Source organism: Burkholderia pyrrocinia (genome assembly GCF_001028665.1).
Taxonomy (GTDB): Bacteria; Pseudomonadota; Gammaproteobacteria; order Burkholderiales; family Burkholderiaceae; genus Burkholderia; species Burkholderia pyrrocinia.
Window position 1 is genome coordinate 779,745 of sequence record NZ_CP011503.1, and the last position, 25,624, is coordinate 805,368.

21 protein-coding genes are annotated in these 25,624 nt (G+C 66.0%); 3 read left to right on the forward strand and 18 right to left on the reverse strand.

Annotated elements, in window-relative coordinates; translation table 11 throughout:
- Positions 1-22: 22 nt before the first annotated feature.
- From ABD05_RS03620 to ABD05_RS03695, 16 genes are all read right to left on the reverse strand, one after another.
- Positions 23-2,458, reverse strand: coding sequence for a 3-hydroxyacyl-CoA dehydrogenase/enoyl-CoA hydratase family protein (locus tag ABD05_RS03620; protein WP_047898992.1), 2,436 nt, complete (start codon positions 2,456-2,458; stop codon positions 23-25).
- A 113-nt stretch (positions 2,459-2,571) separates the two neighbouring features.
- Positions 2,572-4,359, reverse strand: a complete 1,788-nt coding sequence (locus ABD05_RS03625; protein ID WP_047898993.1) for an acyl-CoA dehydrogenase C-terminal domain-containing protein — start codon at positions 4,357-4,359, stop codon at positions 2,572-2,574.
- A gap of 56 nt (positions 4,360-4,415) precedes the next feature.
- The gene (locus tag ABD05_RS03630; protein ID WP_047898994.1) at positions 4,416-5,015 is read right to left on the reverse strand and encodes a TetR/AcrR family transcriptional regulator; all 600 of its coding nucleotides are present in this window, start codon (positions 5,013-5,015) and stop codon (positions 4,416-4,418) included.
- A 200-nt stretch (positions 5,016-5,215) separates the two neighbouring features.
- Positions 5,216-6,490: a cardiolipin synthase ClsB gene (gene clsB, locus ABD05_RS03635; protein WP_047898995.1), complete on the reverse strand. Its 1,275-nt coding sequence runs from the start codon at positions 6,488-6,490 to the stop codon at positions 5,216-5,218.
- Entirely contained in the window at positions 6,487-6,981 is a 495-nt protein-coding gene (nudB, locus tag ABD05_RS03640; RefSeq protein WP_047898996.1) for a dihydroneopterin triphosphate diphosphatase, read from the reverse strand. The genes clsB and nudB overlap by 4 nt, the downstream gene beginning before the upstream one ends.
- A 160-nt stretch (positions 6,982-7,141) precedes the next feature.
- A complete protein-coding gene (gene aspS, locus ABD05_RS03645) occupies positions 7,142-8,944 on the reverse strand; it encodes an aspartate--tRNA ligase (RefSeq protein ID WP_047898997.1) in 1,803 nt (600 codons plus the stop codon).
- A 67-nt stretch (positions 8,945-9,011) separates the two neighbouring features.
- A complete protein-coding gene (locus ABD05_RS03650) occupies positions 9,012-9,662 on the reverse strand; it encodes a DUF502 domain-containing protein (RefSeq protein WP_047898998.1) in 651 nt (216 codons plus the stop codon).
- A 61-nt stretch (positions 9,663-9,723) separates the two neighbouring features.
- Positions 9,724-10,074, reverse strand: a complete 351-nt coding sequence (locus tag ABD05_RS03655) for an FmdB family zinc ribbon protein (protein ID WP_047898999.1) — start codon at positions 10,072-10,074, stop codon at positions 9,724-9,726.
- Positions 10,075-10,169: 95 nt separating this feature from the next.
- The gene (locus ABD05_RS03660; RefSeq protein WP_047901059.1) at positions 10,170-10,796 is read right to left on the reverse strand and encodes a class I SAM-dependent methyltransferase; all 627 of its coding nucleotides are present in this window, start codon (positions 10,794-10,796) and stop codon (positions 10,170-10,172) included.
- Positions 10,797-10,813: 17 nt separating this feature from the next.
- Positions 10,814-12,391, reverse strand: a complete 1,578-nt coding sequence (gene ubiB, locus ABD05_RS03665) for a ubiquinone biosynthesis regulatory protein kinase UbiB (RefSeq protein WP_047899000.1) — start codon at positions 12,389-12,391, stop codon at positions 10,814-10,816.
- A 12-nt stretch (positions 12,392-12,403) separates the two neighbouring features.
- A complete protein-coding gene (locus ABD05_RS03670) occupies positions 12,404-13,030 on the reverse strand; it encodes a ubiquinone biosynthesis accessory factor UbiJ (RefSeq protein WP_047899001.1) in 627 nt (208 codons plus the stop codon).
- A gap of 164 nt (positions 13,031-13,194) precedes the next feature.
- On the reverse strand, positions 13,195-14,226 hold the full coding sequence (locus ABD05_RS03675; protein WP_047899002.1) for a Tim44 domain-containing protein: 1,032 nt from the start codon (positions 14,224-14,226) through the stop codon (positions 13,195-13,197).
- 41 nt (positions 14,227-14,267) lie between these two features.
- Positions 14,268-14,999, reverse strand: coding sequence for a bifunctional demethylmenaquinone methyltransferase/2-methoxy-6-polyprenyl-1,4-benzoquinol methylase UbiE (ubiE, locus tag ABD05_RS03680; RefSeq protein ID WP_047899003.1), 732 nt, complete (start codon positions 14,997-14,999; stop codon positions 14,268-14,270).
- A gap of 52 nt (positions 15,000-15,051) precedes the next feature.
- Entirely contained in the window at positions 15,052-15,465 is a 414-nt protein-coding gene (locus tag ABD05_RS03685; RefSeq protein WP_047899004.1) for a gamma-butyrobetaine hydroxylase family protein, read from the reverse strand.
- Positions 15,462-15,905 carry an HIT family protein gene (locus ABD05_RS03690; protein WP_034179010.1) on the reverse strand — a complete coding sequence of 148 codons (444 nt, stop codon included), beginning with the start codon at positions 15,903-15,905 and terminating at the stop codon, positions 15,462-15,464. The genes ABD05_RS03685 and ABD05_RS03690 overlap by 4 nt, the downstream gene beginning before the upstream one ends.
- Before the next feature lie 85 nt (positions 15,906-15,990).
- The gene (locus tag ABD05_RS03695) at positions 15,991-20,022 is read right to left on the reverse strand and encodes a DUF3683 domain-containing protein (protein ID WP_047899005.1); all 4,032 of its coding nucleotides are present in this window, start codon (positions 20,020-20,022) and stop codon (positions 15,991-15,993) included.
- A gap of 578 nt (positions 20,023-20,600) precedes the next feature.
- On the opposite strand from ABD05_RS03695, the gene ilvA reads away from it, so the two are divergent.
- The 3 genes from ilvA to ABD05_RS37300 all read left to right on the forward strand — a co-directional run bounded on the left by ilvA (position 20,601) and on the right by ABD05_RS37300 (position 24,465).
- A complete protein-coding gene (ilvA, locus tag ABD05_RS03700) occupies positions 20,601-22,124 on the forward strand; it encodes a threonine ammonia-lyase, biosynthetic (protein WP_047899006.1) in 1,524 nt (507 codons plus the stop codon).
- A 12-nt stretch (positions 22,125-22,136) separates the two neighbouring features.
- Positions 22,137-22,967 (forward strand): NADPH-dependent 7-cyano-7-deazaguanine reductase QueF, encoded by an 831-nt coding sequence (gene queF, locus ABD05_RS03705; RefSeq protein WP_047899007.1) that lies wholly within the window; start codon positions 22,137-22,139, stop codon positions 22,965-22,967.
- Positions 22,968-23,101: 134 nt separating this feature from the next.
- A protein-coding gene (locus ABD05_RS37300; RefSeq protein WP_148669050.1) for an IS3 family transposase occupies positions 23,102-24,465 on the forward strand; the annotation gives its coding sequence in 2 pieces (ribosomal slippage) (positions 23,102-23,564 and positions 23,564-24,465; 1,365 coding nt in all).
- A gap of 80 nt (positions 24,466-24,545) precedes the next feature.
- Here ABD05_RS37300 and ABD05_RS03720 read toward each other — a convergent pair.
- Both ABD05_RS03720 and ABD05_RS03725 read right to left on the reverse strand, forming a co-directional pair.
- Positions 24,546-24,965 carry a bleomycin resistance protein gene (locus tag ABD05_RS03720; protein WP_047899008.1) on the reverse strand — a complete coding sequence of 140 codons (420 nt, stop codon included), beginning with the start codon at positions 24,963-24,965 and terminating at the stop codon, positions 24,546-24,548.
- A gap of 174 nt (positions 24,966-25,139) precedes the next feature.
- Entirely contained in the window at positions 25,140-25,526 is a 387-nt protein-coding gene (locus ABD05_RS03725) for a RidA family protein (RefSeq protein ID WP_006751946.1), read from the reverse strand.
- Positions 25,527-25,624: the final 98 nt, after the last annotated feature.

The following is a 25,624-nucleotide window of genomic DNA, read 5'->3' on the forward strand; positions in this document are numbered from 1 at the left end:
CTTGTCCGCTCTGTCCGCTCGCTCAGTTACGCACCGGCTTGCCGGTCTGCAACATGCCCATGATCCGTTCCTGCGTCTTCTGCGTGCCGAGCAGCTCGACGAACGCGCGGCGCTCGAGCGCGAGCAGCCACTGCTCGTCGACGAGGCTGCCGGCTTCGACGTCGCCGCCGCACACGGCTTCCGCGATGCGGCTCGCGATCAGGTAATCGTGGTCGCTGATGAAGCGGCCGTCACGCATGTTGACGAGCGATGCCTTGATCGTCGCGATCGCAGAGCGACCCGCGACCGGCACGTCCTTCGCCCGCAGCGGTGCGCGGTAGCCGGTGGCAGCCAGTGCGCGCGCTTCCTTCTTCGCGGTGTCGAGCAGTTCGAACACGTTGAAGATGATCGTGTCGGACGGCTTCAGGTAGCCCATCGCACGCGCATCGTGCGCGGACGCCGACACCTTCGCCATCGCCGCGTTCTCGAACGACTTCGTGACGAACTTCAGGATGTCGGTGGTCGCGTTCGCGGCCGTTGCGGCATCGGCCGCGCGCAGCGCCGCTTCCTTCAGGCCGCCGCCCGCCGGCACCAGGCCGACGCCCACTTCGACGAGACCGATGTAGCTCTCGACGTGCACGACGCGCTTCGCGCTGTGCAGCATCAGCTCGCACCCGCCGCCGAGCGCGATGCCCGACACGGCTGCAACGACCGGCACGTTCGCGTACTTCACGCGCAGCATGCCTTCCTGGAATTTCTTCACGAACGGCTCGATGCCCTTGGCGCCGCCCATCATGAACGCGGGCATCGCCTCTTCGAGGTTCGCGCCGGCCGAGAACGGGCCGCCCGGCGTGCCGAGCTTCAGCGACGTCGGCTGCCAGATCACCACGCCCTTGTAGTCCTTCTCCGCGAGTTCGATCGCCTGCACGAGGCCGTCGATCACGCTCGGTCCGATCGTGTTCATCTTCGACTTGAACGACACGATCACGACGTCGTCCTCGCCCGCACGGTCGTCGACCCATGCGCGCACCGCGTCGGTCTCGAACAGCGTCTTGCCGTAGGTCTTCGGATCGGCGCCCGTTTCGCCCAGCAGCGGCGCGCGGAACACCTGCTTGCCGTACACCGCGAGATCCGAACGCGGCACGAAGCGCTGCGCTGCCGGCGCCCACGAGCCTTCGGCCGTGTGCACGCCGCCCTGCTCGGCAACCGGGCCTTCGAGCACCCACGACGGCAGCGGCACGTTCGCGAGTGCCTTGCCGGCCGCGATGTCTTCCTGCACCCACTCGGCGACCTGCTTCCAGCCGGCAGCCTGCCAGCCTTCGAACGGGCCTTCGTTCCAGCCGAAGCCCCAGCGGATCGCGAGGTCGACGTCGCGCGCGTTGTCGGCGATCGACTCGAGATGCACGCCGATGTAGTGGAACACGTCGCGGAAGATCGACCACAGGAACTGCGCATGCGGATGGTCCGTCTCGCGCAGCAGCTTCAGGCGCTCGGCCGGCGGACGCTTCAGGATGCGGCCGACGGTTTCGTCCGCCTTCGCGCCCGAGTCGACGTAGGTGCCCGTCTTCGCGTCGAGCACCTTGATCGCCTTGCCTTCCTTCTTGTAGAAGCCACCGCCCGTCTTCTGGCCCAGCGCACCCTGCTTCACCAGTTCGGCGAGCACGGCGGGTGTCTGGTAGACCGGGAAGAACGGATCGTCGGCGAGGTTGTCCTGCATCGTCTTGATCACGTGCGCCATCGTGTCGAGGCCGACCACGTCGGCGGTGCGGAACGTCGCCGACTTCGCGCGGCCGAGACGGCTGCCCGTCAGGTCGTCGACTTCGTCGAAGCGCAGGCCGAACTTCGCGGCCTCGGTGATCACCGCGAGGATCGAGAAGATGCCGACGCGGTTCGCGATGAAGTTCGGCGTGTCCTTCGCGCGCACGACACCCTTGCCGACGATGCTCGTCAGGAACGTCTCGAGCTGGTCGAGGATTTCCGGGCGCGTATGCGCGGTCGGGATCAGCTCGACGAGGTGCATGTAGCGCGGCGGGTTGAAGAAGTGCACGCCGCAGAAGCGCGACTTCAGCTCGTCCGAGAAACCTTCGGACAGCTTCGTGATCGACAGGCCCGACGTGTTGGTCGCGAAGATCGCGTTCGGCGCGATGTGCGGCGCGACCTTCTTGTACAGGTCGTGTTTCCAGTCCATCCGCTCGGCGATCGCCTCGATCACGACGTCGCATTCGGCCAGCTTCGCGATGTCGTCCTCGTAGTTCGCTGCTTCGAGGTACTTCGCGTCGTCCTTCACGCCGAACGGCGCGGGCGACAGCTTCTTCAGGTTCTCGATCGCCTTCAGCGCGATCGCGTTTTTCGGGCCTTCCTTGGCCGGCAGGTCGAACAGCAGCACCGGCACGCGCGCGTTGATGAGGTGCGCGGCGATCTGCGCGCCCATCACGCCGGCGCCCAGCACGGCGACCTTGCGAATCAGGAAATTGCTCACGGGATGTCTCCGGATAATGTCGTGCAGCGCGGGATGTGAGGGCTGCACAGCGTAGTGAGTACCAGGAACCGTTGCGTTCGGACGGCACGCATCGCGCACCGCCCGGACTCGCGTCAGAACAGCGATTCGTCGACTTCCATCAGCGTCTTCGAGCCGGCGCGCGCGGCGCGGATCGTCGATGCCGTCTCGGGCAGCAGGCGCGCGAAGTAGAAGCGGGCCGTCGCGAGCTTCGACTTGTAGAACGGATCGCCCGACGCTTCGTTGTCGAGTGCGAGGCGCGCCATCCGCGCCCAGAAGTACGAAAACACCAGGTGGCCGACGGTGCGCAGGTACGGCACGGCGGCAGCGCCGACTTCGTCGGGGTTCTGCATCGCCTTCATGCCGATTTCCATCGTCAGCTTCTGCACCTTGTCGCCGATGTCGGCGAGCGGGTTGATGAACTCGGCCATTTCCGGCTTCACGCCTTCGGCTTCCGCGAATTCCGTAACGAGCTTGCCGAACTTCTTCAGCTTCGCGCCCATGTCGCCGAGCACCTTGCGGCCCAGCAGGTCGAGCGACTGGATCGAGTTCGTACCTTCGTAGATCATGTTGATCCGCGCGTCGCGCACGTACTGCTCCATGCCCCACTCGGAGATGAAGCCGTGGCCGCCGTAGATCTGCATCGCGTGGTTCGTGCACTCGAACGCGTTGTCGGTCAGGAACGCCTTGATGATCGGCGTGAGCAGCGCGACGAGGTCGGCCGCTTCCTTGCGCACCGCTTCGTCGGCGTGCGACAGCTCCTTGTCGATCTGCAGCGCGGACCAGTACGTGAACGCGCGTGCGCCTTCCGCATACGCCTTCTGCGTGAGCAGCATGCGGCGCACGTCCGGGTGCACGATGATCGGGTCGGCCGGCTTGTCCGGTGCCTTCGGGCCCGTCAGCGAGCGCATCTGCAGGCGCTCCTTCGCATACGTGAGCGAGTTCTGGTACGCGACTTCCGTGAGGCCGAGGCCCTGCGCGCCGACGCCGAGGCGGGCCGCGTTCATCATCACGAACATCGCGTTCAAGCCCTTGTTCGGCTCGCCGACCATCCAGCCCTTCGCGTTGTCGAGGTTCATCACGCACGTCGAATTGCCGTGGATGCCCATCTTGTGCTCGATCGAGCCGCACTTGATGCCGTTGCGCTCGCCCGGCGCGCCCGACGCGTCCGGAATGAACTTCGGCACGATGAACAGCGAGATGCCCTTCGTGCCCTGCGGCGCGTCCGGCAGGCGCGCGAGCACGAGGTGGACGATGTTCTCGGCCATGTCGTGTTCGCCGCTCGAGATGAAGATCTTCGTGCCGCTGATCGAGTAGGAGCCGTCGCCGTTCGGTTCGGCCTTGGTGCGCAGGATGCCGAGGTCGGTGCCGCAGTGCGGCTCGGTCAGGCACATCGTGCCGGTCCATTCGCCCGTCACGAGCTTCGGAAGGTAGGCCTTCTGCAGTTCCGGCGCGCCGTGCGCGTGCAGGCATTCGTACGCGCCGTGCGACAGGCCCGGATACATCGTCCATGCCTGGTTCGCCGAGTTCATCATCTCGTAGAGCGCGTTGTTCACGAACGCGGGCAGGCCCTGGCCGCCGTAGTCCGGATCGCAGCCGAGCGCCGGCCAGCCGGCCTCGACGTATTGCCGGTACGCCTCCTTGAAGCCGGTCGGGGTCTTCACGACGCCGTCGCCTTCATACGTGCAGCCTTCGCGGTCGCCGACCTGGTTCAGCGGGAACAGCACCTCGGAGCAGAACTTGCCCGCTTCTTCGAGGACCTGGTTGATCGTGTCGGCGTCGAGGTCCGCATGCCGCGGCATTTGCTTGACCTCGGCTTCGACGTTCAGAAGCTCGTGCAACACGAATTGCATGTCGCGCAGCGGCGCGGCGTACTGTCCCATGACTCTCTCCAAAGGTGGGCAACGGCTCGAGCTCCTGGCGGGCGGATCACGCGCCGCTAACGGCTCTCGCTCTGATACGAAACAATCGTCTTTTCCAGCGCGGCCCACGTGAGGCGCACGGCATCCGGCGAATGCAGGAAACGTGCGTCGTGATGCAGGCCGAGCGTGAAGCTGTACAACTCGAAGAGCATCAGGTCCGGATCGGTATCCGTACGCAGATGCCCCTCTTCCATCGCCTGCGAAATGGCACGCAGCAACGCGGCACGCCAGGCTGTCACGCTCGCGATCAACTGCTCGCGCACGGGGCTGTCCGGCCGGTCGTCGTACTCCACTGCGCCGCTGATGTAGATGCACCCAGTCGTCACCTCCTGGATGCGCTTCTCGATCCAGCGCGCCAGCATCGCCCGCAGACGCGGCAGACCGCGCGACTCGCGCAGGCTCGGAAAGAACACCTCGTTTTCGAAACGATGGTGATACTCGCGGACAACCTCGACCTGCAGGTCCTCGCGCGATCCGAAGTGCGCGAACACGCCGCTCTTGCTCATCTGCATGCGCTCGGCCAGCAGGCCGATCGTCAGCCCCTCCAGCCCGTCACGGCTGGCGAGGTCCAAAGCAGCTTCAAGTATCGCGGCACGCGTCTGTTCGCCTTTTCGCATAGCTATTTCTGTAACCGTTCGGGGGTTCGAATAAAATCGAACGGCCGTACTATTATTGAGTGCGGCCGCTCGCGAAACAAGGAAATTATTAGAAACCGGTGTCTAACCGAGCCGCTATTTTGCGCGATTCCGGCGGGACCGGAGCGGCTTTTCCGCACGAACGTGCGGACAGATTTTTTGAAGCGGATGCTTAGTCCGCGTCAGTCGTAACTGCCGACCGTCAGCGCCTTCATCACGACCCGATACGCGGTATAGGCGAGCCAGTTCAGCATACGCTCGATGCGCGGGCGCGCGGCGAATCGCGCGGCGTCGATCTCCCGGCCATCGGCGAACGCGGCCGCGATCGCATCGCGCAGTTCGTTCGTGACCGCATCGTAGCGCACCAGCACGACGTTCGCCTCATTGTTCAGCATCAGGCTCAGCGCGTCCAGATTCGACGAGCCGACCGTCGCCCAGTTGTCGTCGATCACGGCCACCTTGCCGTGCAGCATCGTCTTGTCGTATTCGGCCACGCGCACGCCCGCGCGCAGCAGCGTGTGATAGAGGAACGGCACGGCCGTATCGAGCGCCGCGAACTCCTTGCGGCCGATCAGGATCCGTACGTCGACGCCGCGCCGCGCGGCGCCCGTCAGCGCGCGGCGCAGCTTGCGGCCCGGCATGAAGTACGGATTCGCGAGCAGGATCTGCTGGCGCGCCTGGCCGATCGCCGCGAGATAGGCCTTCTCGATCGCGCGGCGGTTCACGACGTTGTCGCGCGCGACGAACGCGACGCTCGGCTCCGTCACGACCCGCAGCGCGCCGGCCTTGATCCACCGGTGGCTGCGCATCCAGCGCCGGAACATGTCGGGGAACGCTTCGCCGCCGTTCAGCCCGGCCGCGTACTGCGCATACGGCTTGTGGCCGAACTGGATCCGGTGCCACTGCAGCTCGAACGCGGCGCGCACGTCGGACACCGCGGGCCCTGCCATCTCGACCGCGAAGTCCCAGCGCGGAAACGGCAGCGTCGTGCCGTTTTGCGCGTAGTCGTCGACGATGTTGATGCCGCCGCAGAACGCGGTCGCATGATCGATCACCGCGAGCTTGCGGTGAGTGCGCGAAAAGCCGAAGCGGCCGAACAGGAAGCGGTTGTAGATGCAGTGCTCGACGCCGGATTGCGCCCACGTGTCGAACAGCGGCAGGCGTGCGGTGCCGATGCCGTCGGTGATCACGCGCACGCGCACGCCGCGCTGCGCCGCGCGGATCAGCGCGTCCGACACCGGCCGGCCGGCCGCGTCGTCGCAGAAGATATAGGTTTCGAGCATCACCTGCTCGCGCGCGCCGTCGATCTGCTCGATCAGTGCCCGGAAGAATTCGCCGCCGCCCTCGCACAGCCGCACCGTGTTGCCCGCCGTGAACGCGAGCCGCGACGCCGAGCCGCGTTCCTGCAGGAACATCTGTCGCAATTGCGCGAAGCGCTTGCGGGTCTCCGCAGTCATGCGGACGAGCCGTGCGGCGTGCGCGCGAGTGCGACGCGCACGGGCAATTGCAGGATCGCCTCGGCGTTCGACGGCGAGAAGCAGCGCGCGGCCGCCTCGCGGAACGGCAGCCATGCGTGATCCACATGCTCGCGCGGCGACAGCGTCACGTCGACGCGACGCGGCACGCACAGGCCGAACCAGTGCTCGGTGTTGCGCGTGACGCCCGGTGCGTAGCGGTGCAGGTATTGCGGATAGATCGTGTATTCGATCCGGTGGCGCCAGTCGACCAGCGCCGTGGCCGGCAGGTCCGGCGTGCCGACCGAGATGCCGGTTTCCTCGGCCACTTCGCGCGCGGCGGTGAGCGCGAGCGGCTCGTCGAGCGCGTCCTTCGATCCGGTCACCGATTGCCAGAAATCGGGCTGGTCGGCACGCTTGATCACCAGCACATCGAGGTCGGGCGTGTAGATCACGACGAGAACGGATTCGGGGATTTTCGGCGGCTTCGTCATCTTTGTTTCATGCGGCACAGGGCCGCGCGCCGGGCATGTGCTCCGAACGGGCGGCAAGTGCTGCGACTGTACCGCAAAAAATGAAAAAGGCGCATCGCTGCGCCTTTTTCAGTTGCGTCGTGTGCGCATCGCCGCACACACGACCGGGTGCGAAAACGCGTTACGCCTTCGGCTGTTCCGGCTGACGCAGACGGATGTGCAGTTCGCGCAGCTGACGCTCGTCGACCGGGCTCGGTGCCTGCGTGAGCAGATCCTGCGCACGCTGCGTCTTCGGGAACGCGATCACGTCGCGGATCGAGTCGGCGCCGGCCATCATCGTGACGATGCGGTCAAGGCCGAATGCGATACCGCCGTGCGGCGGCGCGCCGTACTGCAGCGCGTCCAGCAGGAAGCCGAACTTCAGTTGCGCCTCTTCCGCGCCGATCTTCAGCGCGCGGAACACCTTGCTCTGCACTTCCTCGCGGTGGATACGCACCGAGCCACCGCCGATTTCCCAGCCGTTCAGCACCATGTCGTAGGCCTTCGCGAGGCAGCGGCCCGGGTCGGTCTCGAGGTACTCGAGGTGCTCGTCCTTCGGGCTCGTGAACGGATGGTGCGCAGCGACGTAGCGCGCATCTTCGTCGTCGTATTCGAACATCGGGAAGTCGACGACCCACAGCGGCTTCCAGCCGGCCTGGACGAGGCCGTTCGCCTTGCCGAATTCCGAATGGCCGATCTTCAGGCGCAGCGCGCCGAGGCTGTCGTTGACCACCTTCGCGCGATCGGCCGCGAAGAAGATGATGTCGCCGTCTTCAGCGCCGGTGCGCTCGAGGATCGCCGCGATCGACGCGTCGTGCAGGTTCTTGACGATCGGGCTCTGAAGGCCGTCGCGGCCCTTCGCCTTCTCGTTGACCTTGATCCAGGCGAGGCCCTTCGCGCCGTAGATGCGCACGAATTCCGTGTAGCCGTCGATGTCGCCACGCGACAGCTCGCCGCCCTTCGGCACGCGCAGTGCCGCGACACGGCCGTCCTTCGCGTTGGCCGGCGTGCTGAACACCTTGAAGTCGACGTCCTTCATCGCGTCGGTCAGCTCGGTGAATTCGAGCTGCACGCGCAGGTCCGGCTTGTCCGAACCGAAACGCGCCATCGCTTCCGAGTACGGCATCACCGGGAAGATCGCGTCGAGTTCGACGTCGATCGTCGTCTTGAAGATGTGACGGATCATGTCTTCGAACAGGTCACGGATTTCCTGCTCGCCGAGGAACGACGTCTCGCAGTCGATCTGCGTGAATTCCGGCTGACGGTCGGCACGAAGATCCTCGTCGCGGAAGCACTTGGTGATCTGGTAGTAACGGTCGAAGTTCGCGACCATCAGCAGCTGCTTGAACAGCTGCGGCGACTGCGGCAGCGCGAAGAACTGGCCCGCGTTCACGCGCGACGGCACGAGGTAGTCGCGCGCGCCTTCCGGCGTGCTCTTCGTCAGCATCGGCGTTTCGATGTCGATGAAGCCCTGCTCGTCGAGGTACTTGCGCGCCTCGATCGCGACGCGGTAACGCAGGCGCAGGTTGTGCTGCATCTGCGGACGGCGCAGGTCGAGCACGCGGTGCGTGAGGCGCGTCGTTTCGGACAGGTTGTCGTCGTCGAGCTGGAACGGCGGCGTAACCGACGCGTTCAGCACGTTCAGTTCGTGGCACAGCACTTCGATCTTGCCGCTCTTCAGGCCGGCGTTGACCGTGCCGTCCGGACGGTTGCGCACGAGGCCCTTGATCTGCACGCAGAACTCGTTGCGCACGCCTTCGGCGGTCGCGAACATCTCCGCGCGATCCGGGTCGCACACCACCTGCACGAGGCCTTCACGATCGCGCAGGTCGATGAAGATCACACCGCCGTGATCGCGGCGGCGCTGCACCCAGCCGCACAGCGACACGGTTTGGCCCAGCAGGTGTTCGGTCACGAGACCGCAGTATTCAGTACGCATCGACATGATGTTTGCTTTCGTTCGGTTTGATCAACGGGTGCCGCAACGCGCGGCCCGGGCGATGATTCTTTACTTACAGCGGCGGCTCGACGGGGCGGCGGGCGGGCGCCGGAGCCGGCGCCGGGGGCGCCACGACGCCCATCGAGACGATGTACTTCAGCGCGGCATCGACCGACATGTCGAGTTCGATGACTTCGCTCTTCGGCAGCATCAGGAAGAAGCCCGACGTCGGGTTCGGCGTCGTCGGGATGTATACGCTCACGTATTCTTCCGTCAGATGATTGAGCACGTCGCCGCCGGGCGTGCCGGTCAGAAACGCGATCGTATACGAGCCGCGGCGCGGGTATTCGATCAGCAGCGCCTTGCGGAACGCGTTGCCGCTGCTCGACAGCAGCGTGTCCGACACCTGCTTGACGCTCGTGTAGATCGGCCCGACGACCGGGATGTGGCGCACGACCGCGTTCCACCAGGTGACGAGCTTCTGGCCGATGAAATTCCGCGTGGCCAGCCCGACGACGAAGATGAACGCGAGCGTCAGCACCGCGCCGATCCCCGGCAGGTGGAAACCGAGCAGCCGCTCGGGCTGCCACGATTCCGGCAGCAGGAGCAGCGTCTGGTCCATCGTGCCGATGATGAGACCGAGCACCCACAGCGTGATCGCGAGCGGGACGAGAACCAGCAGGCCGGTCAGAAACACCGATTTCAGGGTCGTCTTTTTCATCATCTGCCGTCAATGAACCGCGCCGGCGGCGCGGGGTAGTCGCGGCCCGGCCGGGCCGCGACGGTCAACTGCTGGCGGCGGCGGGCGCTGCAGCCGGTGCCGGCGCGGCGCTCGTCGTCGTGCTTTCGGAACTGCTCGATGCAGCCGGCGCGTCCGCCGCGGGCGTGGCCGCCGCAGCAGCTGCCGGCGCCGCGTCGCCCGACGCCGTCGCCGGTGCACTGGCGCCGCCCGAGCCGCCGCGGAAATCGGTGACATACCAACCGGAGCCCTTCAGCTGGAAGCCCGCGGCAGTCACCTGCTTGCGAAACGCATCCTTCCCGCACTCCGGGCACTGCGACAGCGGCGCGTCGCTCATCTTCTGGAGCACGTCCTTCGCGAAACCACACGCTTCGCATCGATAGGCGTAGATCGGCATGATATTTTTCCCGCGGAAACTGGAAACGGCTTGCAAAACCTTGAATTATAGCCGAAACCTCGACGCGCTCCGGCAACGGCCGTGACGCCAGGGCATCAGCGGCGGCGCCACGTGAGCCAGCGCTCGTGCCCTTCGAACACCGGCAGCGAATCGGTGACGGGCAAATCCTCGATCAGGTCGAAGTGCGGCGCGAGCAGCGCGTCGAGTTCGGCACGCTCGATCCCGAACGGCGGCCCCTTCGGTTTCGCCGTCACGAAGAAATAGCCGGCCAGCAATCCGCCCGCCGGCAGCAACTCGGCCATCCGTGCCGCATAGTCGGCGCGCAGGCTCGGCGGCAGCGCGCACAGGAACGCGCGCTCATACACCCACTGCACGTCGAACGGCGGCCGGTAGGCGAAAAAGTCGGCCTGCTCGACGACATCCGCATGCGCGCCGAGCTGCGCTTTCGCGACAGCCACCGCCTGCGCGGCGAAATCGATCGCACGCACGGGCCAGCCGGCCTGCGCGAGCCACCCGGCCTCCTGCGCACTGCCGCAGCCGGGGATCAGCACCGCGCACGGCTCGAGCCGGTGCGCGAACACGCGAAAGCCGTCCGGCACGCCGCCGAATTCCCACGGCGTCACGCCGCGCTCGAAACGCTCGTCCCAGAACGACGCGTTGCCGGGGTCGCGCGTCGCGAAATCGGCGGCCGTCGGCGCGGCCGGTTGTTTCGGATCGGGCATCGCGCTGCTCCTTTCGGTCATGTGCCGTACGCAAGCGCGAGCAACACGCGCGCGACGAGCGCCCCGACCCCGACGGCAAGGCCGAAGATCAGCAGCGCCTGCATCAGCCGGTTCGTACGTTTCTGCTCGATGAGGATCTGGCGCATCAGGTCCTCGCTCGCGGCGCGCGGCGCGTCATGGCGCGCCGCCATCGCGTGGTGGATCAGGCGCGGCAGTTGCGGCAGCGTCTTGCTCCACTGCGGCGCCTCGACCTTGAAGCGCTCGTACCAGCCGCGCAGGCCGATCTGCTCGGTCATCCAGCGCTCGAGGTACGGCTTCGCGGTCTTCCACAGGTCGAGTTCGGGGTCGAGCGAGCGGCCGAGCCCTTCGACGTTCAGCATCGTCTTCTGCAGCAGCACGAGTTGCGGCTGGATCTCGACGTTGAAGCGGCGCGACGTCGAGAACAGGCGCATCAGCACCTGGCCGAGCGAGATGTCCTTCAGTGCGCGGTCGAAATACGGCTCGCACACCGCGCGGATCGCGCTTTCGAGCTCCTCGACGCGCGTCTCGGGCGGCACCCAGCCCGATTCGAGGTGGAGCGTCGCAACGCGGTGGTAGTCGCGCTTGAAGAATGCGAGGAAGTTCTGCGCGAGGTAGTTCTTGTCGAAATCGGACAGCGCGCCGACGATCCCGAAATCGAGCGCGATGTAGCGGCCGAACGTGCTCGGGTCGAGGCTCACCTGGATGTTGCCGGGGTGCATGTCCGCATGGAAGAAGCCGTCGCGGAACACCTGCGTGAAGAAGATCTCGACGCCTTCGCGCGCGAGCTTCTTGATGTCGACGCCGGCCGAGCGCAGCGTCTCGACCTGGCTGATCGGCACGCCGGTCATGCGCTCCATCACGAGCACCTGCGACGTCGAGAAATCCCAGAACATCTCGGGCACGAGCAGCAGGTCGAGGCCCGCGAAATTGCGGCGCAACTGGCTGCCGTTCGCGGCTTCGCGCATCAGGTCGAGCTCGTCGTGCAGATACTTGTCGAATTCGGCGACGACCTCGCGCGGCTTCAGGCGCCGGCCGTCGGCCCACATGCGCTCGGTCCAGATCGCGATGTCGCGCATCAGCGCGAGATCCGAATCGATCACGGACAGCATGTTCGGGCGCAGCACCTTGACGGCGACGGCCTTGCCCGCGTGCACGCCCTGCTTGAGTTTCGCGAAGTGCACCTGCGCGATCGACGCGCTCGCGACCGGCTCGCGCTCGAATTCATCGAACAGCTCGTCGACCGGCGCACCGAGCGACTTCTCGACGATCGCGATCGCGACCGCCGAATCGAACGGCGGCACCTGGTCCTGCAGCTTCGCGAGTTCGTTCGCGAAATCGACCGACAGCAGGTCGCGGCGCGTCGACAGCACCTGGCCGAACTTCACGAAGATCGGGCCGAGGCTTTCGAGCGCGTGACGCAGCCGCACGGCGGGCGGATCGGAATAGCGGCGGCCGATCGTCGTGATCCGCAGCAGCAGCTTCACGCGCCGGTCGTCGATCCGGGACAGCATCACTTCGTCGAGACCAAAGCGGATGACGGTGTAGACAATCTTGATGAAACGGAAAATGCGCATGCCCTGCGGCCCTCAGTGCGCGCCGCGCGGGCCGGAACCCGTGCGCGCGCCGATTTTTTGTTCGAGTCGCTCGACCCGCTTTTCGACCCGCGCGAGCGCATCGCGTGCGCGCGCCAGTTCGGCGTCGAAGCCGCCGAGCGCCGTGCGCCGGACGACTTGCGGGTTTTCGTCGAGCCAGTACTCGGCGACGGAATCGAGCACGTTGCGGCCCGTGCGCCGCGCGCGTGCGCCGGCATCGCGCACGACCGTCGCGATCCGGTACGCCGCCGCGTCGCCGACCAGCTTCGCGAGATCTTCTTCCGGTTCCCAGCGCAGGTGCTCGGCCAGCTTCGCGATCTGCGTCGCGAATTCTGCATCGCCCTCGATCTTCACGTGCTTCATCACGGCCGCCTGGCCGCCCTGCAGGAACGCGGCGACCGTGTCGCCCGCGAGTGCGATCGACACGTCGACCTGTTGCGCATCGTGCGCGTCGACAGCCGACAGATAACCGTCGGGCTGCACCAGCAGCGTGAGCGTGACGGGGGGTACGTCGATCCGGGCAGTCTTGCCCGCATACGGAATCAGGCGGTCGCGCGCCCACGATTCGCGCGCGAGCAGGTGATTGACAGCAGCAGCAAAAGGCTTGGCGGCAAAGGTCATCGGGCTGGGAAAGAAAAAACCCGCGCAGGCCGGGCGCCCACGCGGGTTTCTATTGTAACGTCGGATCGTCGGCAGACCGTGCCCGACCGTACACCCGGGCGGCAAGCGGTCGCAGTGCGGCGGCCGTCGCCCAGGCGGCCGGCGGCGCGGGCCGCCGGTCACGCTCAGTGCGTGTTGAGCTGCTGGATGCCCGCGAGCAGCCAGCCCTGACTGCCCGACTTCGACAGGTTCCAGACTTCGTCGAACGGCGCGGCCGACGCGTTCGCCGATTCGCGGATCAGGCCGTGGAAGCGCACGCTCGCCGACTGCTCGATGCCACGATCCTCGATCGCGACCAGTTCCGCGTCGAGCTGCACGACGTCGGTCTGGTTCGACTCGTTGCCGCGCGAATCGAGGTCGATCTTGATCTCGGCGAACATTTCGGGCGTCGTGAACTCGCGGATGTCGGCCAGGTTGCCCTGGTCCCACGCGGCCTGCAGGCGCACGAAATAGACCTTCGCGCTGCGCAGGAACGCTTCGGTGTCGAAGCCGGCCGGCACCTGGAGCGGTGCGGCCGCTGCCGCTGCCGCGCCGGCAGCCGCGGCACCGCCGCCGAACACGCCTTGCGCTTCGTTCGCGTAGCTGCTGCCGCTGCCCGCATAGTTGCTGCCGGTGTTGCCCTGCTGGAACGACGGGCTTTGCGAGTAGCCGCCCGACGACGATGCCGAACCGCCGACCGAATACGACGGCTCCTGCGGGCGACGGCGGTTCATGAACTTGCGCACCAGCCAGATACCGACCATCGCGAGCAGCGCGATCACGATGATGTTCGACATCATGCCGGCGAACGCCTCGCCGAGGCCGAAGTGCGACAGCAGCGCCGCGATGCCGAGACCGGCCGCGAGGCCGGCGATCGGCCCGAGCCAGCGCGAGCGGTTGGGCTGCGCGGCCGGTGCGGGCGCGGCCGGATTCGCACGCTGCGCCTGCGACGGCGCGGCCTGCTGCATCGGCTGCTGCGCGGGCGGCGTGGCCTGGCGCTGCGTGACGGTGGAGTTCTGGCGGCCGATGCTGCGCCCGCCGCCCATGCGCTTGGCTTCGGCGTCGAGCGATGCGAACGTGCCGGCCGTGAGCAGGCCGACCATCAGCAGCGTGCCGACCCGTCGAGCCCACGGCTTCGACGGCTTGCTACGGTTGAACAACGAACGCGATTCGGACATCACTTTCTCCAGATGTAAGACAAATGTATGGGAAGAACCCCTTAGTACTTGGTTCCCATATGTAAAGCTACCACGCCACCTGACAAATTGTAATATTTGACGGCATCGAGGCCCGCTTGTTCCATCATCGTCTTCAGCGTGTCCTGGTCGGGGTGCATCCGGATAGATTCAGCAAGATACCGGTAACTTTCAGCATCTTTCGCGAACTTGTCGCCAAGCCACGGTAATACTTTGAAAGAATACAAGTCGTACGCCTTTTTCAGCGGATCCCAGACTTTCGAGAATTCCAGCACCATCACTCGGCCGCCGGGCTTCGTCACGCGGCGCATCTCGGCCAGTGCGGCGTCCTTGTGCGTCATGTTGCGCAGGCCGAACGCGACCGTGACGACATCGAAGTAGTTGTCCGGAAAGGGGGTTTTCTCCGCGTCGCACAGCAGCGACGGCGTCACGATGCCCTTGTCGAGCAGCCGATCGCGGCCGACGCGCAGCATCGATTCGTTGATGTCCGTGTGCCAGACTTCGCCGGTCGACCCGGCCGCCTTCGCGAACGACTTGGTCAGGTCGCCGGTGCCGGCCGCGATATCGAGCACCTTGAAGCCGGGGCGCACGTTCGCCTGCGCGATCGTGAACGCCTTCCACGCGCGGTGCATGCCCGCCGACATCAGGTCGTTCATCAGATCGTAGTTGCTCGCGACCGAATGGAACACACCCGCCACTTTCTTCGCTTTTTCGTTTTCCTCGACGCTTTCGAAGCCGAAGTGGGTTTTGCTCATCGCGTTGATCCTCAGTAAATGGCAAGACGGCGCCGAGCGGGCGCCGTCGATTTCAGTGGCAGTGGCCGTGCGGCGCCGCGGCCGCCTGCATCGGGGCGTCGCGCTCGACGCCCGCCGCCTTCAGTTTGTCGAAATAGTCGCGCCACAGCGCGTCCTGCTGCGTCGCCAGTTCGTACAGCAGGTCCCACGAGTAGATGCCGGTCGAATGGCCGTCGGAGAACGTCGGCTGCAGCGCATAGTTGCCGACGCCTTCGAGCGCGGTGATCGTCACCTCGCGCTTGCCCGTCTGCAGCGTCTCCTGGCCGGGCCCGTGGCCGCGCACCTCGGCCGACGGCGAATAGACGCGCATCAGCTCGAACGGAATCCGGTAGCTGTCGCCGTTCGGGTACTGCAATTCGAGCACGCGCGACACCGCATGCACGACGACGCCGGACGGAATCGGCGTCGTGGAAGTCAAACCGCTCATGGCTGCCTCGAATCGGTCGTTCGTTGAATTTCCTCGCGCACCGCATTGTGCAGCAGCGAGGCCTGCGCGGCGCGCGTGCGCAGCAGCGCCTCGGACACGCCGCGCTGGCGCGGCGCCCACACGGGCTGCGGGAAATGGGCGTCGTTCGAGAAGCGCGGGATCACGTGCCAGTGCACGTGCGGCACCATGTTGCCGAGGCTCGCGAGATTCACCTTGTTCGGCTGCATCACGCGGCGCACCGCCCGTTCGACCGCGTAGACCACGCGCATCAGGTGGGCCCGCTCGGGCTCGCCGAGATCGGAGAACTCGGCCACGTGCGCGCCCCAGATCACCCGGCAGAAGCCCGGGTAGTCGTGCTCGCCCGTCGCCAGCACGACGCGCAGCGCGTCGTCCCGCCAGAGCAGCTCGCCGCCGTCTTCACGGCAAAACACGCATTCCATCGTCGCTCCCATGTGGACGGGCGCCCGCGCATCAGCGCCGGCGCCCGCTCATCCCTAGCCCGGTCGGGCGGTCGTCATGCCCGCATTAGACCAGCACGCGCTCGATCCCGCCATGGTTCGCACGTGCGACATAATCGGCCATCCAGTTCTCGCCGAGCACCTGGCGCGCGATCTCGACCACGATGTAGTCGGCCTCGATGTTCGCATCCTCGTTGTAGCGCGACAGGCCCTGCAGGCACGACGGGCAGCTCGTCAGGATCTTCACGTCCGGGCCGTTTGCAGCCGCTGCGGCCGGCGCCGGTGCGCTCGCATCGCCGGCCACGACCGGGATGCCGCGCAGCTTCGCCGCCCCCTTGCGGATCTCCTCTTCCTTGCGGAAGCGGACCTGCGTCGACACGTCCGGGCGCGTGACCGCGAGCGTGCCCGATTCGCCGCAGCACCGGTCGTTCTTCTCGATCCTGTAGCCGTCCTTCTCCGTGCCCATCAGCTCGTTGACGAGCTTGACCGGGTCCATCGTCTTGATCGGCGTGTGGCACGGGTCGTGATACATGTAGCGCGTGCCCGTCACGCCGTCGAGCTTCATCCCCTTCTCGAGCAGGAACTCGTGGATGTCGATGATCCGGCAGCCGGGGAAGATCTTGTCGAATTCGTAGCCGGCGAGCTGGTCGTAGCAGGTGCCGCACGACACGACCACCGTCTTGATGTCGAGGTAGTTCAGCGTGTTCGCGACCCGGTGGAACAGCACGCGGTTGTCGGTGACGATCTTCTCGGCCTTGTCGTACTGGCCCGAGCCGCGCTGCGGATAGCCGCAGCACAGGTACCCCGGCGGCAACACCGTCTGCACGCCGGCTTCCCACAGCATCGCCTGCGTTGCGAGACCGACCTGCGAGAACAGGCGCTCGGAGCCGCAGCCGGGGAAGTAGAACACCGCTTCCGAATCGACAGTGGTCGACTTCGGGTTGCGGATGATCGGCACGATCTTGTTGTCCTCGATGTCGAGCAATGCGCGCGCCGTCTTCTTCGGCAGGTTGCCCGGCATCTTCTTGTTGACGAAGTGGATCACCTGCTCGACCACGGGCGGCTTGCCGACCGTCGCCGGCGGGTGCTGCGTCTGCTTCTTCACGACGTTCTTCAGCATGTCGTTCGCGAAGCGCTGCACCTTGTAGCCAACGCCCATCATCATGCCGCGTGCGAGGTTGATCGTCTGCGGGTTGGTCGCGTTCAGGAAGAACATGCCCGCCGCATTGCCGGCGTTGAACTTCTTCTTGCCCATCTTGCGCAACAGGTTGCGCATGTTCATCGTGACGTCGCCGAAGTCGATCTTCACCGGGCACGGCGTCGCGCACTTGTGGCACACCGTGCAGTGGTCGGCCACGTCGTTGAACTCGTCCCAGTGCTTGATCGACACGCCGCGGCGCGTCTGTTCCTCGTACAGGAATGCCTCGACCAGCAGCGACGTCGCCAGGATCTTGTTGCGCGGGCTGTACAGCAGGTTCGCGCGCGGCACGTGCGTCGCGCACACCGGCTTGCACTTGCCGCAGCGCAGGCAGTCCTTCACCGAATCGGCGATCGCGCCGATGTCGGACTGCTGCATGATCAGCGACTCGTAGCCCATCAGCCCGAAGCTCGGCGTGTACGCGTTGCGAAGATCGGCGCCGTCGAGCAGCTTGCCCTTGTTGAAGCGGCCGTTCGGGTCGACGCGCTGCTTGTACGCGCGGAATTCGGCGATCTCGTCGTCGGTCAGGAACTCGAGCTTCGTGATGCCGATCCCGTGCTCGCCGGAGATCACGCCGTCGAGCGAGCGCGCGAGCTTCATGATGCGTGCAACCGACGCGTGCGCGTCCTGCAGCATCTCGTAGTTGTCGGAGTTGACCGGGATGTTCGTGTGGACGTTGCCGTCGCCCGCGTGCATGTGCAGCGCGACGAACACGCGGCCGCGCAGCACCTGCTTGTGGATCGCCTGCGCCTCGTCGAGGATCTGCTTGAACGCGCCGCCGTTGAAGATCGCGCGCAGTTCCGCGCGGATCTCCTGCTTCCACGAGATGCGCACCGTGCGGTCCTGCGTGATGTGGAACACGGTCGCGCCCGGCTGCTCGTCCGCGCGATCCGCGAACTTCTCGGCCAGCGCCTCGTAGCCGAGCTGCACGAGGTAGTGCTGCGCCTCGCGCAGCGGCTGGTCGAGCCGGTCGCGCACGAATTCCCAGCGCGCCCGCACGCGCTTGAGCAGTTCCAGCGCCTGCTGGACACGGTCTTCGAGCAGCTCGGCGCTCGGGATCTCGTTCGCGTCGTCGGTCTTGCCGAGCGGCAGGTTGCCGGCGCGGAAGAACGCTTCGAGCGCGTCGACGAGCTGCAGCTTGTTCTTCAGCGACAGCTCGATGTTGATCCGCTCGATGCCGTCGGTGTACTCGCCCATCCGGTTCAGCGGGATGACGACGTCCTCGTTGATCTTGAACGCGTTCGTGTGCTTCGCGATCGCGGCCGTGCGGCTGCGGTCGAGCCAGAAGCGCTTGCGCGCCTCCGCGCTCACCGCGACGAAGCCCTCGCCGCTCTTGCCGTTCGCCATCCGGATCACTTCGGACGTCGCGTGCGCCACGGCGTCGGCATCGTCGCCGACGATGTCGCCGATCAGCACCATCTTCGGGAACGAATTGCGCTTGCTCTTGGTCGCGTAGCCGACCGCGCGCAGGTAGCGCTCGTCGAGGTGCTCGAGGCCCGCGAGGATCGCGCCGCCCTGCTTCGACGTCTCGAACAGGTAGTCCTTGATCTCGACGATGCTCGGGATCGCCTCGCGCGCCTGGCCGAAGAATTCGAGGCAGACGGTGCGCGTGTGCGCGGGCATCTTGTGCAGCACCCAGCGCGCGGACGTGATGAGCCCGTCGCAGCCTTCCTTCTGCACGCCCGGCAGGCCGGCGAGGAACTTGTCGGTCACGTCCTTGCCGAGCCCTTCCTTGCGGAACCGGCGGCCTTCGATCTCGAGCATCTCGGTGCGCAGCAGCTTCTCGCCCGGCGCGTATGCGCCGTCGAACCACTTCAGCTCGAAACGCGCGACCGCGATGTCGTGGATCTTGCCCTGGTTGTGCTCGTGGCGCGTGACCTCGAGCCAGTTGCCGTCCGGGTCGACCATCCGCCACCAGGCCAGGTTGTCGAGCGCGGTGCCCCACAGCACGGCCTTCTTGCCGCCCGCGTTCATCGCGACGTTGCCGCCGATGCACGATGCGTCGAGCGACGTCGGGTCGACCGCGAACACGTAGCCGGCCGCCTCGGCCGCCTCGGTCACGCGGCGCGTGACGACGCCCGCGCCGGAGAAGATCGTCGGCACCTTGTGCGCGACGCCCGGCAGCTCGGTCAGCTCGACCGCGCCGAGTTGCTCGAGCTTCTCGGTGTTGATCACCGCGGAGAACGGCGTGAGCGGCACCGCGCCGCCCGTGTAGCCGGTGCCGCCGCCGCGCGGGATCACGGTCAGGCCGAGCTCGAAGCAGGCCTTGATCAGTGCCGCGATCTCGGCTTCGCTATCGGGCGTCAGCACGACGAACGGGTATTCGACGCGCCAGTCGGTCGCGTCGGTCACGTGCGACACGCGCGACAGCCCGTCGAAGCGGATGTTGTCCTTCTGCGTGCAGCGGCCGAGCGCCTTGGTCGCTCGGCGGCGCAGGTCGGCCAATTTTTCGAATTCGTCGGCGAACTCGTTCACCGCACGCTGCGCGGCGGCTTCGAGCATCTCGACGCGCAACGCGCGCTCGCGGCCGGCGTCGTCGCGGTGCGCGGTGAGATCCGCGCTGCGGCGCTTGCCGATCTCGGTCAGGCGGTGGTTCAGCGCCTCGATCAGCAGCGCGCGGCGCTTCGGGTTGTCGAGCAGGTCGTCCTGCAGGTACGGATTGCGGCGCACGACCCAGATGTCGCCGAGCACTTCGTACAGCATCCGTGCCGAACGACCCGTACGGCGTTCGGCGCGCAGTTCGTCGAGCACCGACCACGCCTCTTCGCCGAGCAGGCGGATCACGATCTCGCGATCCGAGAAGGACGTGTAGTTGTAGGGAATCTCGCGCAACCGGGGCGCGGGGTCGGCGGCGACGGCGGCGGCCGCGCCATTCGGATCGAAAACTTGTGGTGCGTTCATGTTCGGACGACTCGGAGGGCCGATACCCCGTGCACGGGCGTCGGCAAGCGCGTGGGCGCAATCTTGGGGAAATCTGTTCTGTTACCAGGCGCGCGGCTGTCCTTCATGGGGCCGGAGCGGGCGTTGACTCGCCCCTCCTGGCCGGCGACAGGGCCTGGCGGCACTCGGAACCATCAGCACGATCGCGCGCGGCGCGCATGCCGTTCCGCCGCGGGGCTGGCTGCGCGCGGCGTCGGCTTCAACGGGGCGATCCGAGGGTGCCTCTGCATCTTCCGATCCTTGATTCAAAACGGAATTCTAACCCATGATCGGGCCATGCGTGACACGCCGGACAGGTCGTGGGGCTATCGCCGCAAGCCGCGCCAGGCCTGGCTCGGCGCGGTTTCGTGCGATCATTCGCCGTCCGTCCGGTCGGTAACCGCGCGGTTAAACCGGTAAAACCGGGGCACCCGGCGTCGCGAACGCGCCGTCCGCGCGGCCCCGCGACCGCGCGCCCGGCATGCCGCTTGCGTGCGGGCGGACCCTTGGCGCTATCATTGATCCTTTACCGTCTGCTTCCGCACTGCACGCGAGCGCCCATGGCACCCCACGATTACCTGAAGAAAATCCTCACCGCGCGCGTCTACGACGTCGCGATCGAGACGGAACTCGAACCCGCCCGCAACCTGTCGGCCCGGCTGCACAACCCCGTGTACCTGAAGCGCGAGGACAACCAGCCGGTGTTCTCGTTCAAGCTGCGCGGCGCGTACAACAAGATGGCGCACATTCCGGCGGACGCGCTCGCGCGCGGCGTGATTACCGCGTCGGCCGGCAACCACGCGCAGGGCGTCGCGTTCTCGGCGGCCCGGATGGGCGTCAAGGCGGTGATCGTCGTGCCGATCACGACGCCGCAGGTGAAAGTGGACGCGGTGCGCACGCACGGCGGCCCGAGCGTCGAGGTGATCCAGGCCGGCGAGTCGTACAGCGACGCGTACGCGCATGCGGTCAAGGTGCAGGAAGAGCGTGGCCTCACGTTCGTCCACCCGTTCGACGATCCTTACGTGATCGCCGGCCAGGGCACCATCGCGATGGAGATCCTGCGCCAGCACCAGGGCCCGATTCACGCGATCTTCGTGCCGATCGGCGGCGGCGGTCTCGCGTCCGGCGTCGCCGCGTACGTGAAGGCCGTGCGCCCGGAGATCAAGGTGATCGGCGTGCAGGCCGAGGATTCGTGCGCGATGGCGCAGTCGCTGAAGGCCGGTGAACGCGTCGAGCTGACCGAGGTCGGCCTGTTCGCGGACGGCACCGCGGTAAAGCTCGTCGGCGAGGAAACCTTCCGGCTGTGCCGCGAATACCTGGACGACGTCGTGACCGTCGATACCGACGCATTGTGCGCGGCGATCAAGGACGTGTTCCAGGATACCCGCAGCGTGCTCGAGCCGTCCGGCGCGCTCGCGGTCGCGGGCGCAAAGCTGTACGCGGAACGCGAAGGGATCGAGAACCAGACGCTCGTCGCGGTCACGTCCGGCGCGAACATGAACTTCGACCGGATGCGCTTCGTCGCCGAGCGCGCGGAAGTCGGCGAGGCGCGCGAAGCGGTGTTCGCGGTCACGATCCCCGAGGAGCGCGGCAGCTTCAAGCGCTTCTGCTCGCTCGTCGGCGACCGCAACGTCACCGAGTTCAACTACCGGATCGCCGATGCGCAATCCGCGCACATCTTCGTCGGCGTGCAGATCCGCCGCCGCGGCGAATCGGCGGAGATCGCCGCGAACTTCGAGTCGCACGGCTTCAAGAGCGTCGACCTGACGCACGACGAGCTGTCGAAGGAACATATCCGCTACATGGTCGGCGGCCGCTCGCCGCTCGCGCTCGACGAGCGCCTGTTCCGCTTCGAATTCCCGGAGCGGCCGGGCGCGCTGATGAAGTTCCTGTCGTCGATGGCGCCGGACTGGAACATCAGCCTGTTCCACTACCGCAACCAGGGCGCGGACTACAGCTCGATCCTCGTCGGGCTGCAGGTGCCGCAGGCCGATCGCGCCGAGTTCGAGGGCTTCCTCGCGGCACTCGGTTATCCGTATGTCGAAGAGAGCGCCAACCCGGCTTATCGCCTCTTCCTGTCGTAAAGGCGTCACGCAATGAATCCCGAACATTCCCCGCTCGGCAAGGCCACCGTCTACGCAGCCCAGTACGACGCGTCGCTGCTGTTCCCGATCCCGCGCGCCGGCGCGCGTGAGCAACTCGGCATCGCGTCGGCGCTGCCGTTCTTCGGCACCGACATCTGGAACGCGTACGAACTGTCGTGGCTCAATGCGCGCGGCAAGCCGCAGGTCGCGGTCGCGACCTTCTACGTGCCGGCCGAATCGCCGAACATCGTCGAATCGAAGTCGTTCAAGCTGTATCTCGGCTCGTTCGCGCAGTCGAAGTTCGACTCGATCGACGCGGTGCGCGACACGCTGAAGCGCGACGTGTCGGCCGCATGCGGCGCGAGCGTCGCGGTGCAGCTCGTGTCGGCGCACGATTTCGGCAAGCTGGAGATGGAAGAGCTCGACGGGCTGTCGCTCGACCGGCTCGACCTCGACGCCGACGTGTACGAACCCGATCCGTCGCTGCTGTCGGCCGCCGACGCCGAGGGTGAAGCGCCGGTCGAGGAGACGCTCGTGTCCGACCTGCTGCGCTCGAACTGCCCGGTCACGGGCCAGCCCGACTGGGGCAGCGTGCAGATCCATTACGTCGGGCCGCAGATCGATCATGCCGGCCTGCTGCGCTACATCATCTCGTTCCGAAATCACACGGGCTTTCACGAGCAGTGCGTCGAGCGGATCTTCCTCGACATCCTGCAGGCGTGCAAACCGGTGAAGCTCGCGGTGTATGCGCGTTACACGCGCCGCGGCGGGCTCGACATCAACCCGTTCCGCACGAACTACAACCAGCCGATGCCGGACAACGCGCGGACGGCGCGGCAGTGACGGCGGCGGGTGGCCGCCGCAGTTCGCAACTGGCGACGCGCGGCAGCCACTCCAGACAAAACGGCCCGACCGGATTCAACCGGTGAACTGCACCCCAAAAGTTGGACACGGATCCAACCTTTGGGGTGTTTTTCATGGCGAAGTATGACGAGCCGTTTCGGCTACAGGTCGTTCAGGAATATCTGAATGGAGACGCGAGCACGCGCACACTCGCGGCGCGTTACGGGGTTGGGCGCACGGTCATCCGGCGCTGGGTGGCGAGCTACCGGGAGCATGGCGTAGCCGGACTGCGCAGGAAAGTCGGTCATTACGAGGCCCAATTCAAGTTATCAGTGCTACACCGCATCCAGCGTGACGGACTGTCATATGGTCAGGCGGCCGCGTTGTTCGACATTCGAAGCGCGGGGCACGTGGCAATCTGGGAGCGCCTGTATCATGAGGGCGGTATCGATGCACTGTCCCCGCGCCGACGAGGGCGCCCCCGAAAGATGGCTACTTCACTTCCCCCGAAACCCACTGAAGCCGGTGCACCGGACGAGCGCACGCGCGAGGAATTGCTCAAGGAAAACGAGTATCTGCGCGCGGAGGTGGCGTACCTAAAAAAGCTCGATGCGCTGCTGCAAGCGAAGAAGCAGGCAGCGCAAAAGAAAAAACGCAAATAGTGCGAGAGCTTCGGCAGCGCTATCCGATGACGGCACTCCTGAAGGCGGCTGGATTGGCGCGCAGCACGTTCTATTACCAGCTCAGGTCGTTGGACGCTGACGACCGTCACGCCGATCTGAAAGCGCAGATCCGGGCGGTGTTCGAACGCCACCAGGGACGCTACGGCTATCGACGCGTCACGGCTGCGATCCGGCAGGCCGGTCATCTCGTCAACCACAAGGCGGTGCAAAGGCTGATGCAGCAATTGCAACTGAAGTCCTGGGTGCGCCCGAAGAAATACCGCTCGTGGCGAGGGGAACTTGGCAAGGCCGCGCCGAACCTGCTGCAACGCCAATTCGAGGCTGCAGGCCCCAACCAGAAGTGGGTGACAGATGTGACCGAATTCAAGGTCAACGGGCAGAAGCTGTATCTGTCGCCGGTGATGGACCTGTACAACGGCGAGATCGTGGCCTACCAGATGGAGCGACGCCCAAGCTTCGAGTTGGTCAGCGGCATGTTGAAGCAGGCGCTGACCAAACTCCGACGCAAGGACAAGCCGTTACTGCATTCGGATCAGGGCTGGCACTACCGGATGCCGGAGTTCCGCCGGGAGTTGGAGCGACGCAAGCTGATCCAGAGCATGTCGCGCAAGGGCAACTGCCTCGACAACGCCGCGATGGAAAGCTTCTTCGGCACGCTCAAGTCCGAGTGCTTCAAGCGGCAGCACTTCACTTGCGTGGAGCAATTACGCGAGACGCTGGAGCGCTACATCCATTACTACAACCACAAACGCATCAAGCTCAAACTAAAAGGACTGAGTCCCGTGCAATACAGAACTCAGTCCTTGGGCGCCTAGCCTTCAACTGTCCAACTTCGTGGGGTCAGTTCACGGCCGGGCCGTTTTTCATCGCGCGGGGGAGCGCAGACGGTCCGCGGTCACCCGCTCACCGGCCGCTCCGGCAGGATCTCCACCAGGCGCAACAGGTAACCGTCGGGATCCTGCACCAGCATTTCGATCTGGCCGTGCTCGATCTCGTCCTGCCGATACCAGGAAGTGCGCGGTTCGACGAACAGCGCCACGCCTGCGGCGTGAATTCGGTCAAGGATGGGGCCGAGCGAATCGACCTCAATCTGCAAATTGATCCCTCGGCCGAACGGCGGCTCCAGCGGGCCCGTCAGCCAACTCCCCGGGCTGCGCTGTTCAAGCATGAGCTGAGCTCCCCCGATTTCGAGGTACGCGAAGCCGTCTTCCGGACGCTCGAAGCGGATCCGGAATCCCAGCACGTCACGATAGAAGCGAACGCTTCCGGCAAGGTCCGAGCAGATCAGCTCCGGCACCAGCGCAGCCCATTCCATGCATTTCCCCTCAGTACGATCATGCGGCACATTACATGAACGGGCGGGTGGCGTTGCGGCGGTTACCGCCGCGGAAGCGCCGCCCACCCGTCGACCGGTGCCCGACACATGGCAAAACGGGCCCGGCGCACACGAATGCGCCGGGCCCGTTGCGTATCGGCTCGCCGTGGCAGGTTACTTCGCCGGCGCCTTGTACGCGATGCAGTCGACCTCGACCTTGCAGTCGATGACCATGCTCGACTGCACGCACGCGCGCGCCGGCGGATGCTCGCCGAAGTACGAGACGAACACCTTGTTGAACGACGCGAAATCGCGCGCGTCGTCGAGCCACACGCCGCAGCGCACGACGTGCTCGAGGCCGTAACCGGCTTCCTTCAGGATCGCGATCACGTTCTCGATCGTCTGCTTCGACTGCGTGACGATCCCGCCTTCGACGACCTCGCCGTTCACCATCGGCGTCTGGCCCGACACGTACAGCCAGCCGTCGGCCTCGACCGCGCGTGCAAACGGCATCACCTGGCCGCCGGTACCCTTCGCTTCGCCTACGCCATATCGCTTCATCGTTTCACTCCTTGTTTCGTCGACCCGGGCACGCACTTCAGCACCGCCCCGGATCCCATGCAACACACGGTTGCGGATGCGCGCGCCGGCAGCGGCAC